Consider the following 16,334-nt stretch of genomic DNA (forward strand, 5'->3'; position numbering starts at 1 on the left):
CGACCCGATACGACAAAACACGGAAATCCTTCTCAGCATTCCTCGCTCTGGCCGCCGCAAAGATTTGGCTGCCATACTTTGTCAACAGGGCCTAGTCAATTTCTTAAGCCAACCCTCAGTCATGAATTCCCCCAGCTAGTGATCTGAAATCTATTGCTTACTGCCCAGCAACTTGTCTAGGGGGATTAGGTTGAGACTCGCTTGAACGGGCAGAATGGCAGCGGCCGGGTTGTTGCGACATGAAACATCCCAGGCAATTCCGACCAGCAGGCGCGCCGACGCGGCAAGAGCAGAAGCAGCAAGCCGATAAATGGCGAGGTAATGCCAGCGCACGCGGCTACAACAGCCGATGGTCAAAGGCTCGCATCACGCATCTGAGCCGAGATCCGATATGCCGAGGCTGTGAGGCCGAAGGCGTGATCGTCGCAGCCACTGTCGTCGACCACGTCGATCCTCACCACGGCGATCCCGATAAGTTCTGGGACACGAGCATGTGGCAGTCGTGCTGCAAGTGGCATCACGACAGCGTCAAGCAGCGCCTTGAGCAGCTCTACGCCCACCGCAAGGCGACACTGGATGACCTGTGGCTCGACAGCCCCATGGCCGTCAGGGTCGCGAGGGGCATACGGGCCGATGAGGCCTGACCCCCGGGGGGTGGGCAAAAGTCTGCAGCATGCCGGAAGGAGACCGGCGGCCTCACATGCAAAAAGTCGGCGCGGTATTTTCGGCGATATCTTTTTTTTCTGTACCCGCGAGGGTCTGTTTGACGCTGCCATCGAGGCGGGCGGTCTGGATGCGAGCGATCGGATATGGGACGGCGCAAGGATGATCCGCTGCTGCAGGCAGCCAAGGGGTTCCCCGGCCGCCGTAAAGGCAAGGTCGAAAAGGAAATCGAGGCCGCGGCGCAGGCCGCAGAGGCCATGCCGGCCACGTCTGACAACCCCTATCCGCTGCCGGCCGAGTTCAAGCGGGCGCCAGCCTATTGGTCGCGGGCCATCCAGATCTGGGGCGAGACTTCCGAGGTCCTGAAATCGGCCGGGCGCCGGCGGCCAGGCTACCGCAACGCGCTGACGCGCTATTGCATCTGGACCCAGCTCTACCTCGCCAGCGCCGAACAGGTCCGCAAGCAGGTGCCGAACGGTGGCACTACGGTAAAGGTGAAGCTCGGGCACGGCGAGTACGTCTACCGCACGCATCCGTCGATCGATTTCATGGCCAAGGCCGAGACGGCGCTGCGCCTGCTCGATGCGGAGTTCGGATTCACGCCGATGCGCGATGCTGACCTGGTCAAGACCGAAAGCTTCAATGCCGGGCAGGGACGTCTGCCGCTGGGTGGAAGCGCCACGGGCCAGAAACCGGAACAGCCGACGGCGGCCGGCAGTGACCCGATGGACCTGATGAACAGCGCTGACAGCCCGCCGCCCGGAGCCCTGCCAAACTGAGGACAGCCATGGCCGCGCAATATCCGCTGGCCGTGCCTTATCCAGACTGGCTGGCCGAGGTCGCCGACGATCCTGACTATGCCTGGGCCGTGTCCGGATGGGATCGGGCTGCAGCGGTCGAGGGGGCATGGTTCGATCACGCCAAGGCCGCCAAGGTCGTCGAGCGCTGGCCGAAGATCTTCCGGTTGACGAATGACCGCTTTCGCGGCGTGCCGTTCAAGCTGGTCAAGTGGCAGGCGATCACGGTTCGGCTTCTGGTCGGGTGGAAGAAGCCGATCGAGGTCATCGACCCGTCAACGCACCAGCCGTCGGTCGAGCACGTCAGAGTGTTTCGCCGGCTTGATCTGTGGATACCGCGCAAGAACGGGAAATCCGAATTCCTGGCCGCTCTCGGCGTGTTGTTCTTCGTGCTGGAGCGGGTCAATGGTGCCGAGGCCTATGTCTTCGGGCGCAATGAAGACCAGGGCAGGGTACCGTTCGGCAAGATGCAGGACATCATTCGGGAGGCCGACGGTCTTCTGGAGGATGCCCACGGAAATGAGCGGATCTCGTTGCACGACAAGAGCATCTTCCTGCGCGAGACCACGTCGCTCTGCCAGCTGCTGACAGGGGCGCCGGACGGAAAGCACGGACGTTCGCCGACCGTCATCGTCGGTGACGAGATTCACGAGTGGAAGACGCGCGAGCTCGCAGACACGCTGCGGCAGGGCACGGGCGCCAGGCTGCAGCCGATCGAGCTCTACGCTTCGACCTCTGGTCGGAAGCAGAACCGCACCGGCTTCGAGTGGTTCGAAGAGTCGATGTCGATCATGCGGGGCGAGATCGACGATCCCTCGACGCTGGTCGTGTTCTTCGGGATCGCCGAGGAAGACGATTGGACCGACGAGACGGTCTGGCGCAAGGCCAATCCGAGCCTCGGCCTGACGCCGACGCTCGACTACCTTCGAACCGAGTTCAAGAAGGCCAAGGGCCGTCCGGCGCAGGAAGCTGTTTTCCAGTGCTACCACCTGAACCGGTGGGTGGATCAGCTCTCCGGCTGGCTGCCCCGGTCGAAATGGGCCGAATGCACAGCGGACAAGCAGTCCTGGCCGCGCCTCTGGGACAAACACAAGGGTCGCAAGGCTTACCTGGCCTGCGATGTCTCCTCGACACGGGACCTGACCGCGCTGGTCGCGGTGCTTCCGCCCGACGATGAACACGAGAAGTGGGTGATCATCCCGCTTTTCTGGGTCCCGGAGGCCACGCTCGACGAGCGAGCCGAGCAGGATCGCAGGGTCGACTGGAAAAAATGGGTGAAGGACGGGGCGCTGCGCACGACACCGGGCGACAGCGTCGACCAGAGTTTCGTGCAGGTGGCGATCGCCGAGGCCTGCGGCCAGTTCGACGTGCAGGCCTTCGGCTTCGACCCGTGGAATGCCCGCAAGCTGGCCGGGGACCTGCAGCTCGACGGCATGGATGCCGAATTGCAGATCGAGATGCGGCAGGGGCACCAGACGCTCGGCGGGCCGACGAAGGAATTCGAGCGGTTGGTGTTCGCCGGCAAAGTCGAACACGGCGGACATCCGGTCCTGGCATGGATGGCCGGGCACTGCTCGGTCCGCTTCGACGCAAACCTGAACTATGTGCCGGACAAGAAGAACTCGCTCGACAAGATCGACGGCATGGTCGCCACGGTCATGGGTGTTGGGCTTGCCATGGCGACCGAAGACGAAGCTCAAGCCACAATCGAGGTGCTTTGAATGAACTGGCTCCGGGCTGTCTTTGGCGGCGGAACACCGAAGGCTGCAACCCAGAGCGCGAGCGGTGGTCAGTCCTACAGCGCGACCGATCCGGCCTTCCTGGAGGCGATCCGCCGCGGACTGGCGTCGGGAAAGTCTCCTGAGATCCTGCGCAATGGCGCGGTCAATCGGGCGGTGCGGCTGCACTGCGAGAGCATCGGCATGCTTCCGCTGCATCTGATGTTTGCGGACGATGCGAAAGGCAAGGCCACCGATCATCCGGTGTTCAAGGTGTTGCATCGCAAGCCGAACAACTGGCAGACGCCGTATGAGTTCAAGCGCCTGATGCAGGTCATGCTGCTCAAGAATGGTGCGGCCTATGCCCAGATCGTTCGTTCGCGTGATCGTGTCTATCAGTTGCAGCCGCTGGCGAAGTTTCGCGTCGAGCCGAAGCAAAATCGGGACTGGTCGATCAGCTACGAGGTGACCAATTCGAACGGCGTGAAGAGCACGCTGCGCCAGTCTGATGTTCTGGCCATCCGCGATCTGGATATTGAGGACGGAGTTTCAGGCTCGTCACGGATCGATCAGGCCCATGACGCGATCGGGATCACCTCCAGCATCAAGAAGGCAGTCCAGAAGCTATTCGACAATGGCCTGCACGCCGGCGGCGTATTTGAGAGTGGTGAAACCAAGCTCACGACCGAGCAAAGGCAACTGGCCAAGGACCAGATCGAGGAGCGCAGTGGGGCGGTCAATGCAGGGCGCTGGCTAATCCTCGAAAACATGAAGGCCAAGCAGTTCGAACTCAAGCTCGGCGACAACCAGCAGGTCGAGAACCTCGGGTTCCAGATCCAGGAGGTCGGCCGGATCTTCGGTGCGCCTCGGCCGCTGCTGATGATGGACGACACATCGTGGGGTTCCGGCATCGAGGCACTCGGGCAGTTCTTCGTCACTTACGGCCTGGCGCCGCAGTTCACCAACTGGGAACAGGCCATCAGCCGGGACCTTCTGACAGACGACGAGCGGGACGAATACGACCCCAAGTTCAATGAGCGGGCGCTGCTGCGCGGCTCGATGAAGGACCAAGCGGACTTCTTCACCAAGGCACTGGGCGCCGGCGGCGGTATGCCATGGATGACCGTGCCGGAAGTGCGCGGGCTTTCAGATCTTCCGAAGAAGGGCAGCGACGAACTGCCGGAGCGCCTGGGCGCCACAACAGGAGCGACCAATGACCCTCAGAAACCTGCCTGAAGCCAAGACGTTTCAGCGCCCGCAGAACTTCCAGTGGGATGCGCCGAGCGATGTCATGGCACGCTGGGCAACGACGCCGATGGCGGCCGACAGCTCCGGCGACAATGTCATTACGATCTTCGACGTGATCGGCGAGGACTATTGGTCCGGCGGCGGATTTACCGCAAAGCGCGCCTCCGCGGCGCTGCGGTCGATCGGCGAGCGGGACGTGCGGGTGCAGGTCAACTCGCCTGGCGGGGACATGTTCGAAGGCATCGCCATCTACAACATGCTGCGCGCCCACAAGGGCAAGGTGACGATCGAGGTCATGGGCTGGGCAGCCAGCGCGGCTTCCATCATAGCCATGGCCGGTGACGAGATCGTCATGGGCCTCGGTTCGTTCATGATGGTGCACAATGCCTGGGGCATGGTCGTTGGCAATCGCCACGACATGCGCGAGGCGGCCAGTATGTTCGACGGCTTCGACTCCGCAATCGCCGATATCTATGAGGCCCGTACCGGCGCCAAGCGAAATGATATTGAAAGCCTGATGGATGCGGAGACATTCATGGGGGCAGGCGATGCGGTGAAGTCGAAATTTGCGGACCGGGTCGACGAGAGCCTGAAGCTCGATCAGAGTGAGGCGAACAACAGCGTCGATCGCGACAGCATCAAGGCCCGCCGCCAGGTGGAAGCCGCGCTGGCGCGTTCCGGCTTTTCCAGAAATCAGCGCTCGGACCTCCTGTCCGAGCTTGGTGCAAATCCCGGGGCCCGGCGCGATGCAAGCCCCAATTCCGCCGCGCGCGATGCAGGCGAAGACGTCGCTGCCTATCAGCAGCTTATCGACATCCTCAAATCCTAAAGGAGCGAGCCATGAACATGGTTCTCAATACCCGCGCGCGTGGTCTGACCGGCATCGTGCGCGCCGAAGGCGATGCGGCCACGAAGATCCTCAATGAGCTGAAGAAGACCTTCGAGGACTTCAAGGCCGCACGCGACGAGGAACTGAAAGGCATCAATGCCAAGTTTGCCGACGTCGTACAGACGGAAAAAGTCGACCGGATCAACGCTGAGGTCGCCAATCTGCAGAAGGCACTCGATGACACCAATGCGCTGATCGCCGCTGCGCAGCTCGGCGGCGCCGGTGGCGATGCTCTCAGCCCTGCCGCCAAGGAACACGCACAGGCCTTCGACAAGTGGTTCCGTAAGGGCGTCGACAACGATCTCGCCGGACTGGAGGTCAAGGCTTCCCTGACGACACAGTCGGACCCCGATGGCGGTTTCCTTGTGCCGAAGGAAGTCGAAACCACGATCGACCGCGTGCTTGGTGTCATGTCTGTCATGCGTCAGATCGCGACCGTGATGCCGATCGGCACCGATACCTACACGAAATATGTCAGCATGGGCGGCGCCGGCGGTGGCTGGGTCGGCGAAGAAGAGGCGCGGCCGGAAACGGGCACGCCGACGCTGCGCGAAATCGTGCTGAACGTCATGGAATTGTACGCCAACCCGTTCACGACGCAGCGCATGCTCGACGACGGGATCATCGACATTGCCGCCTGGTTGGCCGACGAGGTCCAGATCACCTTTTCCGAACTCGAAGGAACGGCCTTCGTCTCCGGCGACGGTGTGAAGAAGCCGCGCGGCGTACTGGCCTACAACGCGGTCGCCAATGCCAACTGGGAATGGGGAAAGCTCGGCTACATCCCGACCGGTGCAGCCTCGGCCTTCGCGACTGAAGCGCCTGCGGACGTGTTCATCGACACCTATTACGGGCTGAAGCAGCAGATGCGCAACAATGCGAACTGGCTGATGAACGACGCCACCATGGGCACTGTCCGCAAGATGAAGGACGGCGATGGCAACTATCTGTGGGCGGCGCCTGCAACAACAGCCGACGTGCCGACGATCCTCGGCAAGCCTACCTACACTGACGACAACATGCCGGGCATCGGTGCCAACGCCTTCCCCGTCGCGTTCGGTGATTTCAAGCGCGGCTACATGATCGTCGACCGGATCGGTATTCGTGTCCTGCGCGATCCCTATACCAACAAGCCGAAGGTCGGTTTCTACACGACCAAGCGCGTTGGCGGTGGCGTCACGAATTTCCAGGCGATCAAGCTGGTCAAGGTCGCGACCTCCTGACCGGCGCCGCCGTCGCATCAACCGGCGGCTAAGCGGCCGCCGGATCTTCCATTTCAATTCCCGAAAAGGAGCGGTCCCATGAAGGATCTGCATTCTCACGTCCTGGTCGCAACCGCGATCGGCGCGGCGGTATTGTCCGCCGATAACACGCCTTCCGCCATCGATCTGCGGGACTACAATTCCGCCGAGATCATTCTCGCCATCGGTATCGGCGGCATCACGTTTTCCGGCACCAACAAGATCGAGTTCAAGCTCACCCATTCGGATGACGACGTCACCTACGACGCCGTCGAAACCGATGACATGCTCGGGGTCACGGTGGCCGACGGCGGCATCATCAAGTCGCTGGTCGCAGCGCACGCGGCGGCGGCGACCTACCGTGTCGGCTACAAGGGCGGGAAACGCTACCTGAAGCTGCTCGCCGACTTTTCCGGCACGCACGGCGCCGGCACCCCGATCGCAGCCATCGTGCTGAAGGGGAATGGTAGCGACAATCCGCAGGTCGACCAGGCCTGACGGCAGAACCGGACGGGACGACTGACCGGCCGTCCCGCCACTTCCTTTGATCGGAGACAATCCCATGCGTGCCAAGGTGACGAAAGAATTTCCGGGGCGTCCGGATGATGCAGTGATGACGCGACAGATCCTCGTCGACGAAGAGATCGTTGGCGATCTCGCTCGGGTGGCCATCGATAACGGTTGGGCCGAGTGCATCCATGCCGAATCCGTCGATCAGGATGGTGACGGCCTCGATGACCTGACCGTCGCGCAGTTGAAGGTGAAGGCGGCCGAGACGAAGGTCGATCTCGGTGACGCGTCGAAGAAGGCGGACATCATCGCCGTTCTTCGCGCCGTCCAGACGGCGGCCGAGTGAACCATGCATCGTCCTGTCCTCATCACGCCGCCGGCGCCGATCGTGACCGTCGAGCAGGCCATGGCGCAGTGCCGGATCTCGGCGGATGCGCTGGATGCCACGGCGCAAGCCGAGGTGGCGGCGCTGTTGACCGGCTATATTGCGTCGGCGACGGAGATGCTGGACGGGTATGGCGGCCTCCTCGGCGGGCGGTGCCTGGGCGTGCAGACATGGCGAGAGGATTTCGATTGCTTCTCGCGCTGCATCCCGCTCGCGCTTGGGCCGGTCAAGGAAATCACGTCGGTGACATTGCGCAACAGCACCGGCGTTGAAGAAACCGTCGATACAGGCGATTTCAGCCTGCGGACGGATGGCGGTGGCCGGGCGTTCTGCCGTTTCCGGAACGATTATTCCATCCCCGGCGATCTCGATGAGGTCGGCGCTGTCAGCGTGACCTATGAGGCCGGCTCGGACATCGTGCCCTATCGAGCGATGCAGGCTATCCTGCTGATGGTCGGCGCCTGGTACGAGAACCGTGAAGACACCGTCATCGGTGTTTCGGTGGCATCCCTCCCAGTCTCGGCCAGTTTCGACAACCTGGTCGGTCAGCTGCGGCGGAGTGGTCTCTGATGCGGGCGGGAAAGCTCGATCGGCGGCTGTCTCTGCTGGAATGGCGCGAGACAGGCCGCGATGAACTCAATCAGCCGATCGAGGATTGGGTGGCGGTCAAGACGGTCTGGGGCCAACAGCGGCCGGAGCGCGGCGCGGAGCGCTTCAGCGCCGCGCAGATCGCCGGCTCGACGGTGCTGACCTTCCATATCCGCTATTTCGGGACGATTAGCGTGCAGGACCGCATCCGGTACGAGGGCAAGGACTATGAAGTCAGTGCCCCAGCGCGCGAGCTCGGCCGCCACGTTGGTCTTGAGATCGATTGCATTGCGGTCGCGGAGTAGCCGACGTGTCCAGGGTCAAGGTCAAGGTTGAGGGGCTGCGCGAGCTTGAAAAGGCGCTGAAGGAACTGCCCAAAGCGACAGCAAAGAATGTCGTCCGAAAGGTGCTGAAGGCTGCAGCTGAGCCGATCGCAGAGGCGGGTCGCGCAAACGCACAGGTCAGGGAAGGGAACCTGAAAGCATCGTATGGGGTAGGCACGAAGCTCACAAGGCGCCAGCGTAAGACCAGCAAGAAGGAAAGCCCGGTCGAAGTGTACGCCGGGCCAAATGATCCTGCCGCTATTCAGACCGAGTTCGGCAACGAGCACCAGGCGGCAGAGCCGCATCTGCGGCCGGCCTGGGATGCCAACAAGGCGAAGGCCTTGCAGCTCATCAGCGACGGACTGGCGCTCGAGATCCAGAAAAGTACCGACAGGCTGGCACGCAAAGCGGCGCGTGAAGCCCGGCGCATCGCGCGAGGCAGATGATCCATGGAAGAGGCTGTTACGGAGCTGCTGCTCTCTGACGCAGGACTGCGATCTCTCGTGTCCGATAACGTGTTTTGGGGGCGGTTGCCACAGAGTATCAAGGCGCCGGATTATTGCATCTTCCAGCTTGTTGGCGGTGGCCCGGACTACGTCTCTTCCGGCCGGTCGGGGCTGGAGCAGAGCCGCCTGCAGATCGATGGCTACTCAAAACAAGCGTTCAAATGCCGCGACATCGCCAATGCCGCAGCGCGCGTGCTGGATCTTCATCGGGGCACAGTCCTCGGTGTGCGTTTTCAAGGCGGATTCATCGACACCCCGAGAGATTTTCAGCCTGAGACGGCTGGTAATGCGAGCGCTCTTTTCCGGCGTTCGCTCGACATTTTGCTCTGGCACTCATCCTAAGGAGACAATCCCATGCCGGATACCGAAGCCCGTATTGGTTACGGGATCACTTTCGAGATGGCGGACATCGAAACGCCGACGGTCTTCGTCTATCTGGCGGAGGTGTTCGACGTCACGCCGCCATCCGACAGCACCGACACGCCGGACGCCACCCATATGCAGTCGCCGAACAAGACGATGGAATTCATCGACGGCCTGACCGATCCCGGCGAGGCGTCGTTCTCGATGAACTATGTGCCCAATTCGCCGTCGGACAAGGCGCTGAGGGCGGCAAAGGGCAGACGGAAATGGTGCCGCACCACATTCCCGAACGGCGTTCAGTTGCTGTTCCGGGGGACGCGCAGCGGATACGAGATCAGCGCCCCGACCGACGACAAGATGACCGCCGATGTGACTTTCAAGGTCTCCGGTGAACCGGTGATGACCGAGCCGACTGCCCCGCGCAACCTGGTGGTGCCTGTCGTCGCCGGCACCCCCGTCGTCGGCGCCCCCCTCGTACTCGATCCCGGGGTCTGGGCCGGCGCGCTGGAATTGGAATACCAGTGGCAGGTGGACGGCGCCGATGTCGTCGGCGCAACGGGCTCCAGCTATGTGCCGGTGACCGCCGATATCGGCAGCGCCGTGACCTGCATTGTCACCGGCATCAACGACGACTTCGATACGGATGCGACGACCGTCGCGACCGCAAACGTCGCGACGTGAGGTGATCCATGACGAACCAGGTGCGAGGCATTATCACCCGCGAGGTGGCCGGCGAGACGCTTTCCTTCCGGATCTCGGCCAATGAATGGTGCGAGCTGGAAGACGAGCTCGGCAAAACGACCGACCAGCTGCTGAAGGACTTCTTCGAGAAGGCGCAGGCCGAGCAGCTCGATATGCGCTATCTGCGCGGCTATTTCCGAGCCGCACTTTCCGGACACCGGCCTGACATCACCGATCGGGAGGCCGGCGAGATCATGGCAGACATGGGCATGATCGACGCGGTCAAGACGCTCGGCGAAGTGATCATGGCCTCCGTTCCGCAGCCCGAGCCGAAAAAGGCGCCGAAAGCGGGAAACGCGAAGAGGACGGCGGCACGCGTATAGCCGACTTGCTGTCGTCCTGGATCGAATTCGGTCAGCCCCGTGCGGATTTCTGGGGGTTGACGCTTCGGGAAATCAAGCTGGTGCTCGATGCCTGTGCCGAGAAGGCTAGGCGTGAACACGACGAACGTGCCTGGCTTGCCTGGCACACGGCCCGGCTGACGGCCTATGCGCCGGAAAAGCCGCGAAACTTCATCAAGCTGGAAAAGCTCTTCTGGCGAAAATCCTCCAAGAACCAATCCAGCGGCCACGACTGGCGAGCGGTGCTTGCCAAGGTACAGGGCTGGGTCAACCGGTAGATCATCATGGCAGGTAATGCAGTCATCGGTGCCCTTCGCGTCGTTCTCGGCCTTGACACCAGCGCCTTTGAGGACGGGTCTAAGTCCGCGAGCGCGAGCGTCGCCAAACTTGGGAAGGGGTTACAGAAGGCAGGCGTTTCGCTTTCGACCTACCTGACCGCTCCATTGGCTGCGGCAGGCGCCGGGCTCGCCGCCGCGATGAAGGGCGTCGCGGAGGGCGTGCAGGAGACGGTCAAGCAAGCGCAGGTTTCGAATGCGGGATTCGAAACCTTCCAGCGTCTGGCGTATGCTGCCAAGAGCGTCGGTGTCGAGAGCGACAAGCTCGCCGACATCTTTAAGGATGTGAATGAACGGGTCGGCGAATTCAGCCAGACCGGCGGCGGTGCGATGAAGGATTTCTTCGACAACATCGCGCCGAAGGTCGGGCTGGCTGCTAATGCCTTCAAGGATCTGTCCGGCCCGCAGGCGCTGCAGCTCTACTACGACAGCCTGAAGAAGGCAGGCGCCAGCCAGCAGGAAATGACCTTCTATCTGGAAGCTCTTTCCTCGGATGCCACGCAGCTGATCCCGCTGCTTGAAAATAGCGGCGAAGGGTTTCGCAAGCTCGGCGAGGGCGCCGCGGTCATTACCGAAGACAAGGCGTCGGGCCTGAAGGCTTATAACGACGCGATGCGCCAGTTGAGCGAGGCGGTGAAGGGCGTTGCGATTGCACTGGCAACCAGCGGCCTGATCGATTTCGTGACGCAGGTGGCCACCAAGGCCTCCGAATGGATAGCGATGCTTTCGCAGACCAATCCCGAGATCCTGAAATGGGGGACTGTGGTTGCTGGTCTTACCGCTGCGCTTGGTCCCGTTGTTGTCGGCCTAGGGCTCGCAGTGTCCGCGATCGCCGCAATAGGTCTACCCGTGGCAGCTGCTATCGCTGGCGTCGCCGCATTGACCGCCGCGGTCATCGCCTTCTGGCCGGAGATCCAGCAGGCGGGGACAGTTGTCGCGGACTTCGTGTCCGGAGCTTGGGCAAGCTTCGTCTCGGCCTGGGACGGGATGGTCGAGAAGCTCGGCCGCGTCTCCACCGCGGTCAAGGAATTTTCCCGCGACATCTACCAGGCCTTCGCCGACCTGCCGGGCAAGATGCTGGAAATCGGCGGTCAGATCATCGAAGGGCTGTGGAATGGGATCAAGGCCAAGTGGGATTCTGTGAAATCGGGCGTATCCAACATCGCCGGCAGCATCACGTCGAGTATCAAGTCGACGCTGGGTATTCACTCGCCATCACAGGTCATGCACGAGGTTGGCGTCAACGTGATGCAGGGTCTGCAGAACGGCATGGACAGCCTGCAGGGCAATGTCGTGGCGTCGGCCACCACAACGGCGGAAGGTGTACGCGGGGCGTTCAGTGGTCTGAAGGATGTCGGGTCCGATGTGGGGCAGGGCATTCAAGACGCGTTTGAAGGTATCGGCTCGTCGATCGCCGGGGTGATCGATGGCACGAAGACGTGGCGCGACGTCGCGCTCGACGCGCTGAAGAGCATCACCCAGAACCTGCTTTCGAGCGCCAACTTCGGTGGCGGTGCCTTTGGCGGGATTTTCAAGGGGCTGCTCGGCGGGTTGTTCGGCTTTGCCAATGGCGGATCGTTCAATGTCGGCGGCGCTGGCGGTGTCGACAGCCAGATCGTGGCGTTCAAGGCCTCGCCAAAGGAAAATGTCAGCATCACAAAGCCGGGGCAGGAAGCCGCGAGCCACAGCGGCGGCATTGCGGGGATCCGGGTTTACGTCGACGAGGATGGCAACTGGCGGGCGGCGGTCCAGAACGAAGCCTATGGGGTGGCGCAACGCGTCACCAAGGCCGGCATCCAGAAATATGATAGCGGGCTGGCCGGTCGCATGCAGCAGGTCACGGAGCGCAACGGCTGATGGCGGTTTTTCTCGATTTCCCGGTCTCCAGCCTGAAGATCCAGAACCCGGCGGTGGCGTTGACCTACAACACCCGTCCCGGCCAGGAGGCGACAAACGGAATGCGCCGGTCGCGCGGCTATTCCGGCGCACAATGGCGTATGAAATTCGACGTGCTGGTGCATGACGAGCAGAGCGTGCGGGCGATCCGCGCATTCCTGTTCAGCATGGAGGCGGATAGCCAGCTGGTGCGCATCCCGATGCCGGACAGATACGCCATAGACGGCCCTTTCGCGGAGGCTACGGCTGATGCGAGGGCGCAATATCCGGGTGGTATCCCGTTCGCCACAGACGCGATGTTCGCGACGGGCGTTGGTCACGCCGTGCCGACGCTGGAGACGTATTTCAGTGAGGCAGCAGCGCTCAGCGATCGCATTCTTTACGTCAGCCAGGCCGATGAAGTGCCGGCGGGATGTGCGATCTCCATCGACGAGTTTTGCTATGGGGTCGCGGGGTCCTGGATCGAGGATGGACAGCAGCGGATTAGGATCAGCCCGACACTGCGCAAGCCGGCAGCCAGGGGGGACACAATCTCGCTGGCTCCCGTGTTTGTCGGTTACTGCGTGACCGAGAACCCAGGCTATGACGCGCTGGTGGCGGGCTATTACGGGACGCATACACTCGAATTCGTCGAGGATCTGACACGTCTTGTCGAGGATGTGGACTGATGCTCTCAGAAACGATGCGGCTCCATGCCCGCGGCCATCGGGTGCATTGCGTCTATCTGTGCGAAATGCGGTTCAAGTCGACGACGATGTATCTGCATAACGAAGGCGGTGTGCTGCGCAGCCGAAAAGCCAGCGGCGAAATCGAGACAATTCGCTGGCTGGGACTTCAGGGGCTGGCGAATGTCTCGAATCTCGGTGCGTCGAAGGTCGGCAGCTCCAGGCAGGTGACGTGCTCGCTCGACATGGACGACGGGAAGATCAAGGAGTTCTTCTTCGAGAGCGATCAGCGGGAAATCAAGGGCCAAAAGTTCATCTTCTGGCGCCAGTTCTATGACGATGATGGAAACCCGCTCGACTACCGGACTCATGTCTATACCGGGATCGGAGACAAGCTGCGGATGTCGAAGTCCGGCCCTTCGTCCCGTTCGATCGAGCTTCTGCTGGAAGACAAGATTGTTCGCCGCAGGCGTTCCGCCAATTCGATGGTGACCCATAGCGACCAGCAGAGACGCGATCCCACCTCAACCGGATTCATCTACGTGCAAAAGATGGTCGATCAGAAACTCAACCTGTTCGATGCGCGAAACTGACGAGCTCGACGACTATCTCGCGCAAGAGCGGGCGCAGGCCTTCGAGTGGACTGGCCAGCGCAACGGCGATTGCCAGCTTTTCCCGATCGGGTGGGCGGAGCGGATCGGGTGGCCGCTGGCCGGCGCCAGCTGGCGAGGCAGATATTCCAGCGAGGAGGAGGCGAGGGCACTCGTCGATCGTCGTGGCGGCCTTGTTTCGGCCGGATGCGAGCTCTTCGGGCCTCCGCGCATCGGCAGTGCGGCCCAGCGCGGCGATGTGGGGCTGCTGGCCGCCGAAGGCTGGCATCTCGGCATGATCTGCACGGGATCGATGTGGGTCATTCGCGCGGGCGACCGTGGCATTCGATTTTGCCGGCGCGAGCCGGACATCATCTGGGATCTGAGGTTTCGAGCTTGAAACGTGGTTTCTACTTCATCGGCGAAAACCGCATCGGCGCGCGCAAAATGCGGATGCCGCAGGCCATCGCCGGCTTCATTCTGGCTTATCTGACGCCTGTATCGGTCGGCCTGACGCTTGGTCTGGCGGCAAACACGATCGCGCTCGGGATCGGCTATGCGGTGACCGCCGCTGGTGCGTTTCTTCTGAACAAAGCCCTACAGGAAAAGCCGGCTTCGCCGAAGCCGTCGGATGTGCAATCCAACATCAAGCAGGAGATCAGTCCGCGCCGGCGGTATTACCACCGCAACCTGGCCGGATCGGTCATTGTCTTCGGTTTCCGGCGGGGCGAAAAAAGCTATCTGCTCCACTATATCTGCGAGGGGCCGATCGAGGGCTTTGTGTCCTTCAGGCTCGACAGCAAGCCAGTCACCCTCGACGCGAACGGCTTCGTTACCACCAATCAATATGTCTACAAGGGTCGTTCGCGGGTTCAGCTGCTGACAACGCTTGGCACCATGTTGGACGAGCCATTTGCGGAACTGCTGGCCGCATTTCCCGAGCTTGATACACCTCTGACGCCTTTTCGCCATCGCGGTTGCGCCATGGTGCTGCAGATTGTCGAGCAGGTGCCGCAATCGAAGCTTGCCGATGTCTACCCGAACAATATGCCGACCCTGCAGGTCGTGATCGATGGGTGGCGGGAGGTATATGACCCACGGAGCCACACCTTTGGCTTTAGCGGCAATGCCGGCAGCTGCCTGCTGACTGAAGTTGCAGACGTCTACGGTCTGAACCCGGATGACGAAGACGAAATCAATCTTCGGAGCTTTGCGGATTTTGCCGACCACTGCGATGAGAACGTGGCGCTGAGAGGGGGCGGTACGGAAAAGCGCTATCGCTGTGCCGGCATGCTGTCGCTTGATGCGGAGAACGAAGCGCGGCTGCTGGAAATCGCCAAGATCTGCAATGCCGATGTCTATCTCGACGAGCAGGGCCGGTTTGCCGTCCGCGAAAAGATGCGCTCGACGCCAGGGATTGCCCTGCGCGCGCGAAACGGTGACCATCTGTCGATCCAGATGGAGGGCGGCCGGTCGCTGCAGCAGCTCTTCAATACGGCAAAATTCCAGTACACGGAGCCGGCGCTGAACTACAAGGCGAACGAGGTCCGCTGGCAGCATGCGGGTCTGCTCGACGAGGACGGAACGGAGTATTCGGATACGGTCTCCGGATTTCTCTGCCCCTCCGGCACGCAGGCGCAGCGCCTCGCCAAACTCGCACTCTATGAGAGCAACCCGGATTTCATTGGGTCGCTGACCTCGGGGCCGCAGGCGCTGGACCTGATCGAAGACTATGTCTTCACCCTCGACCTTGCGCCGGAAGACGCCTTCGAGCGCGTGGCGTGTGCCTCCGGCGTCATCGAATATGATGGTGAGGCGATGACGGTGACCTCGCCGTTTGTCATCTTCCGGGAAGGCGCGACGGACTGGAACCCGGTGGTCGACGAGCAGAACGAGCTGATCGTGCCGCCCGATTTGCCATCGAATGTCGACGACGTGCTTCTGACCGTGACCGTCGCCGTCGAGCTGCAGGCGAATAGCGCGCCTGTCTTGCGGTTTTCCTGGACGGCTGCCGGCGGAGCGAGCCTGCCCGACAGCTATTCGCAGCAGGTGCAGGTGTCTGCGGCCGATGCCAATGACTGGCACGACGCCAGCGTGAACCAGAACAACAACACCGCAATCTATGCGCCCGTCGCGGACGGTGGTGCCTATGACTGGCAGATCCGCAACATCTCCGGCGGCAAGACCTTCGACTACCAGGGTTCCAGCGTGCCGGTGACGGTGGTGGTCGACCAGACGGCCCCGCAGGCGCTGATCAGCTTTTCCGCCAGCGACGGCTCGGGCCAGTTCATCGCCAATTTCGGGACGGCGAATGACGGCCATCTCGATACGGTCGCGGTCTTCAGGGTGCCGGCCGGCGGCAGCCTGAACGAGGGGGCGCACGAGGTCGGACGCTACGCCGTCTCGCGCGGCATCTCCTATGCGCTGCCGATCCTCTCGGACCCCGGAACATTCGACATCTACGCGCGGCCGTTCAACCGGTCGAGTATTCCCGGGCCGCTCGCAGGGCCCGACACGGCAATCATTTCCTGAACA

At 62.0% G+C, this 16,334-nt stretch carries 20 protein-coding genes and 1 pseudogene; all 21 read left to right on the plus strand.

Annotated elements, in window-relative coordinates; genetic code table 11:
• Nucleotides 1–95: pseudogene (locus J2Z17_RS25595) on the plus strand (IS5 family transposase); the annotation flags it as partial.
• A 144-nt stretch (nt 96–239) separates the two neighbouring features.
• On the plus strand, nt 240–644 hold the full coding sequence (locus tag J2Z17_RS05495; protein WP_209943004.1) for an HNH endonuclease: 405 nt from the start codon (nt 240–242) through the stop codon (nt 642–644).
• Between the two features lie 165 nt (nt 645–809).
• Nucleotides 810–1,442 carry a P27 family phage terminase small subunit gene (locus J2Z17_RS05500; RefSeq protein WP_209943006.1) on the plus strand — a complete coding sequence of 211 codons (633 nt, stop codon included), beginning with the start codon at nt 810–812 and terminating at the stop codon, nt 1,440–1,442.
• Between the two features lie 8 nt (nt 1,443–1,450).
• Nucleotides 1,451–3,181 (plus strand): terminase large subunit, encoded by a 1,731-nt coding sequence (locus J2Z17_RS05505; RefSeq protein ID WP_209943008.1) that lies wholly within the window; start codon nt 1,451–1,453, stop codon nt 3,179–3,181.
• Nucleotides 3,182–4,414: a phage portal protein gene (locus tag J2Z17_RS05510; protein WP_209943009.1), complete on the plus strand. Its 1,233-nt coding sequence runs from the start codon at nt 3,182–3,184 to the stop codon at nt 4,412–4,414.
• On the plus strand, nt 4,392–5,255 hold the full coding sequence (locus tag J2Z17_RS05515; protein ID WP_209943011.1) for a head maturation protease, ClpP-related: 864 nt from the start codon (nt 4,392–4,394) through the stop codon (nt 5,253–5,255). The genes J2Z17_RS05510 and J2Z17_RS05515 overlap by 23 nt, the downstream gene beginning before the upstream one ends.
• 11 nt (nt 5,256–5,266) lie before the next feature.
• Nucleotides 5,267–6,538, plus strand: coding sequence for a phage major capsid protein (locus J2Z17_RS05520; protein ID WP_209943013.1), 1,272 nt, complete (start codon nt 5,267–5,269; stop codon nt 6,536–6,538).
• Nucleotides 6,539–6,616: 78 nt separating this feature from the next.
• Nucleotides 6,617–7,054 (plus strand): hypothetical protein, encoded by a 438-nt coding sequence (locus J2Z17_RS05525; protein WP_209943015.1) that lies wholly within the window; start codon nt 6,617–6,619, stop codon nt 7,052–7,054.
• A gap of 115 nt (nt 7,055–7,169) precedes the next feature.
• Nucleotides 7,170–7,412, plus strand: coding sequence for a hypothetical protein (locus J2Z17_RS05530; protein WP_209943018.1), 243 nt, complete (start codon nt 7,170–7,172; stop codon nt 7,410–7,412).
• Between the two features lie 3 nt (nt 7,413–7,415).
• Nucleotides 7,416–8,021, plus strand: coding sequence for a head-tail connector protein (locus J2Z17_RS05535; protein ID WP_209943020.1), 606 nt, complete (start codon nt 7,416–7,418; stop codon nt 8,019–8,021).
• Nucleotides 8,021–8,344, plus strand: a complete 324-nt coding sequence (locus J2Z17_RS05540) for a phage head closure protein (RefSeq protein WP_209943023.1) — start codon at nt 8,021–8,023, stop codon at nt 8,342–8,344. The genes J2Z17_RS05535 and J2Z17_RS05540 overlap by 1 nt, the downstream gene beginning before the upstream one ends.
• Nucleotides 8,345–8,349: 5 nt before the next feature.
• Nucleotides 8,350–8,808: an HK97-gp10 family putative phage morphogenesis protein gene (locus tag J2Z17_RS05545; RefSeq protein WP_209943025.1), complete on the plus strand. Its 459-nt coding sequence runs from the start codon at nt 8,350–8,352 to the stop codon at nt 8,806–8,808.
• A gap of 3 nt (nt 8,809–8,811) precedes the next feature.
• Entirely contained in the window at nt 8,812–9,210 is a 399-nt protein-coding gene (gene gp17, locus J2Z17_RS05550; RefSeq protein WP_209943027.1) for a tail completion protein gp17, read from the plus strand.
• Between the two features lie 12 nt (nt 9,211–9,222).
• Nucleotides 9,223–9,912: a phage tail tube protein gene (locus tag J2Z17_RS05555; RefSeq protein ID WP_209943029.1), complete on the plus strand. Its 690-nt coding sequence runs from the start codon at nt 9,223–9,225 to the stop codon at nt 9,910–9,912.
• A gap of 8 nt (nt 9,913–9,920) precedes the next feature.
• Nucleotides 9,921–10,295: a hypothetical protein gene (locus J2Z17_RS05560; protein WP_209943031.1), complete on the plus strand. Its 375-nt coding sequence runs from the start codon at nt 9,921–9,923 to the stop codon at nt 10,293–10,295.
• A gap of 56 nt (nt 10,296–10,351) precedes the next feature.
• Nucleotides 10,352–10,591 (plus strand): hypothetical protein, encoded by a 240-nt coding sequence (locus J2Z17_RS05565; protein WP_209943033.1) that lies wholly within the window; start codon nt 10,352–10,354, stop codon nt 10,589–10,591.
• 6 nt (nt 10,592–10,597) lie between these two features.
• Nucleotides 10,598–12,505 carry a hypothetical protein gene (locus tag J2Z17_RS05570; RefSeq protein ID WP_209943035.1) on the plus strand — a complete coding sequence of 636 codons (1,908 nt, stop codon included), beginning with the start codon at nt 10,598–10,600 and terminating at the stop codon, nt 12,503–12,505.
• Nucleotides 12,505–13,212: a hypothetical protein gene (locus tag J2Z17_RS05575; RefSeq protein ID WP_209943037.1), complete on the plus strand. Its 708-nt coding sequence runs from the start codon at nt 12,505–12,507 to the stop codon at nt 13,210–13,212. The genes J2Z17_RS05570 and J2Z17_RS05575 overlap by 1 nt, the downstream gene beginning before the upstream one ends.
• Nucleotides 13,212–13,802: a hypothetical protein gene (locus tag J2Z17_RS05580; RefSeq protein WP_209943038.1), complete on the plus strand. Its 591-nt coding sequence runs from the start codon at nt 13,212–13,214 to the stop codon at nt 13,800–13,802. The genes J2Z17_RS05575 and J2Z17_RS05580 overlap by 1 nt, the downstream gene beginning before the upstream one ends.
• Nucleotides 13,789–14,199, plus strand: a complete 411-nt coding sequence (locus tag J2Z17_RS05585) for a DUF6950 family protein (protein WP_209943040.1) — start codon at nt 13,789–13,791, stop codon at nt 14,197–14,199. Before J2Z17_RS05580 ends, J2Z17_RS05585 begins: the two co-directional genes overlap by 14 nt.
• Nucleotides 14,196–16,331 carry a phage tail protein gene (locus J2Z17_RS05590; RefSeq protein WP_209943042.1) on the plus strand — a complete coding sequence of 712 codons (2,136 nt, stop codon included), beginning with the start codon at nt 14,196–14,198 and terminating at the stop codon, nt 16,329–16,331. Before J2Z17_RS05585 ends, J2Z17_RS05590 begins: the two co-directional genes overlap by 4 nt.
• The last annotated feature ends 3 nt before the right edge of the window (nt 16,332–16,334 follow it).

The organism is Heterorhizobium halophytocola, from assembly GCF_017873095.1.
GTDB classification, from domain to species: Bacteria; Pseudomonadota; Alphaproteobacteria; order Rhizobiales; family Rhizobiaceae; genus Allorhizobium; species Allorhizobium halophytocola.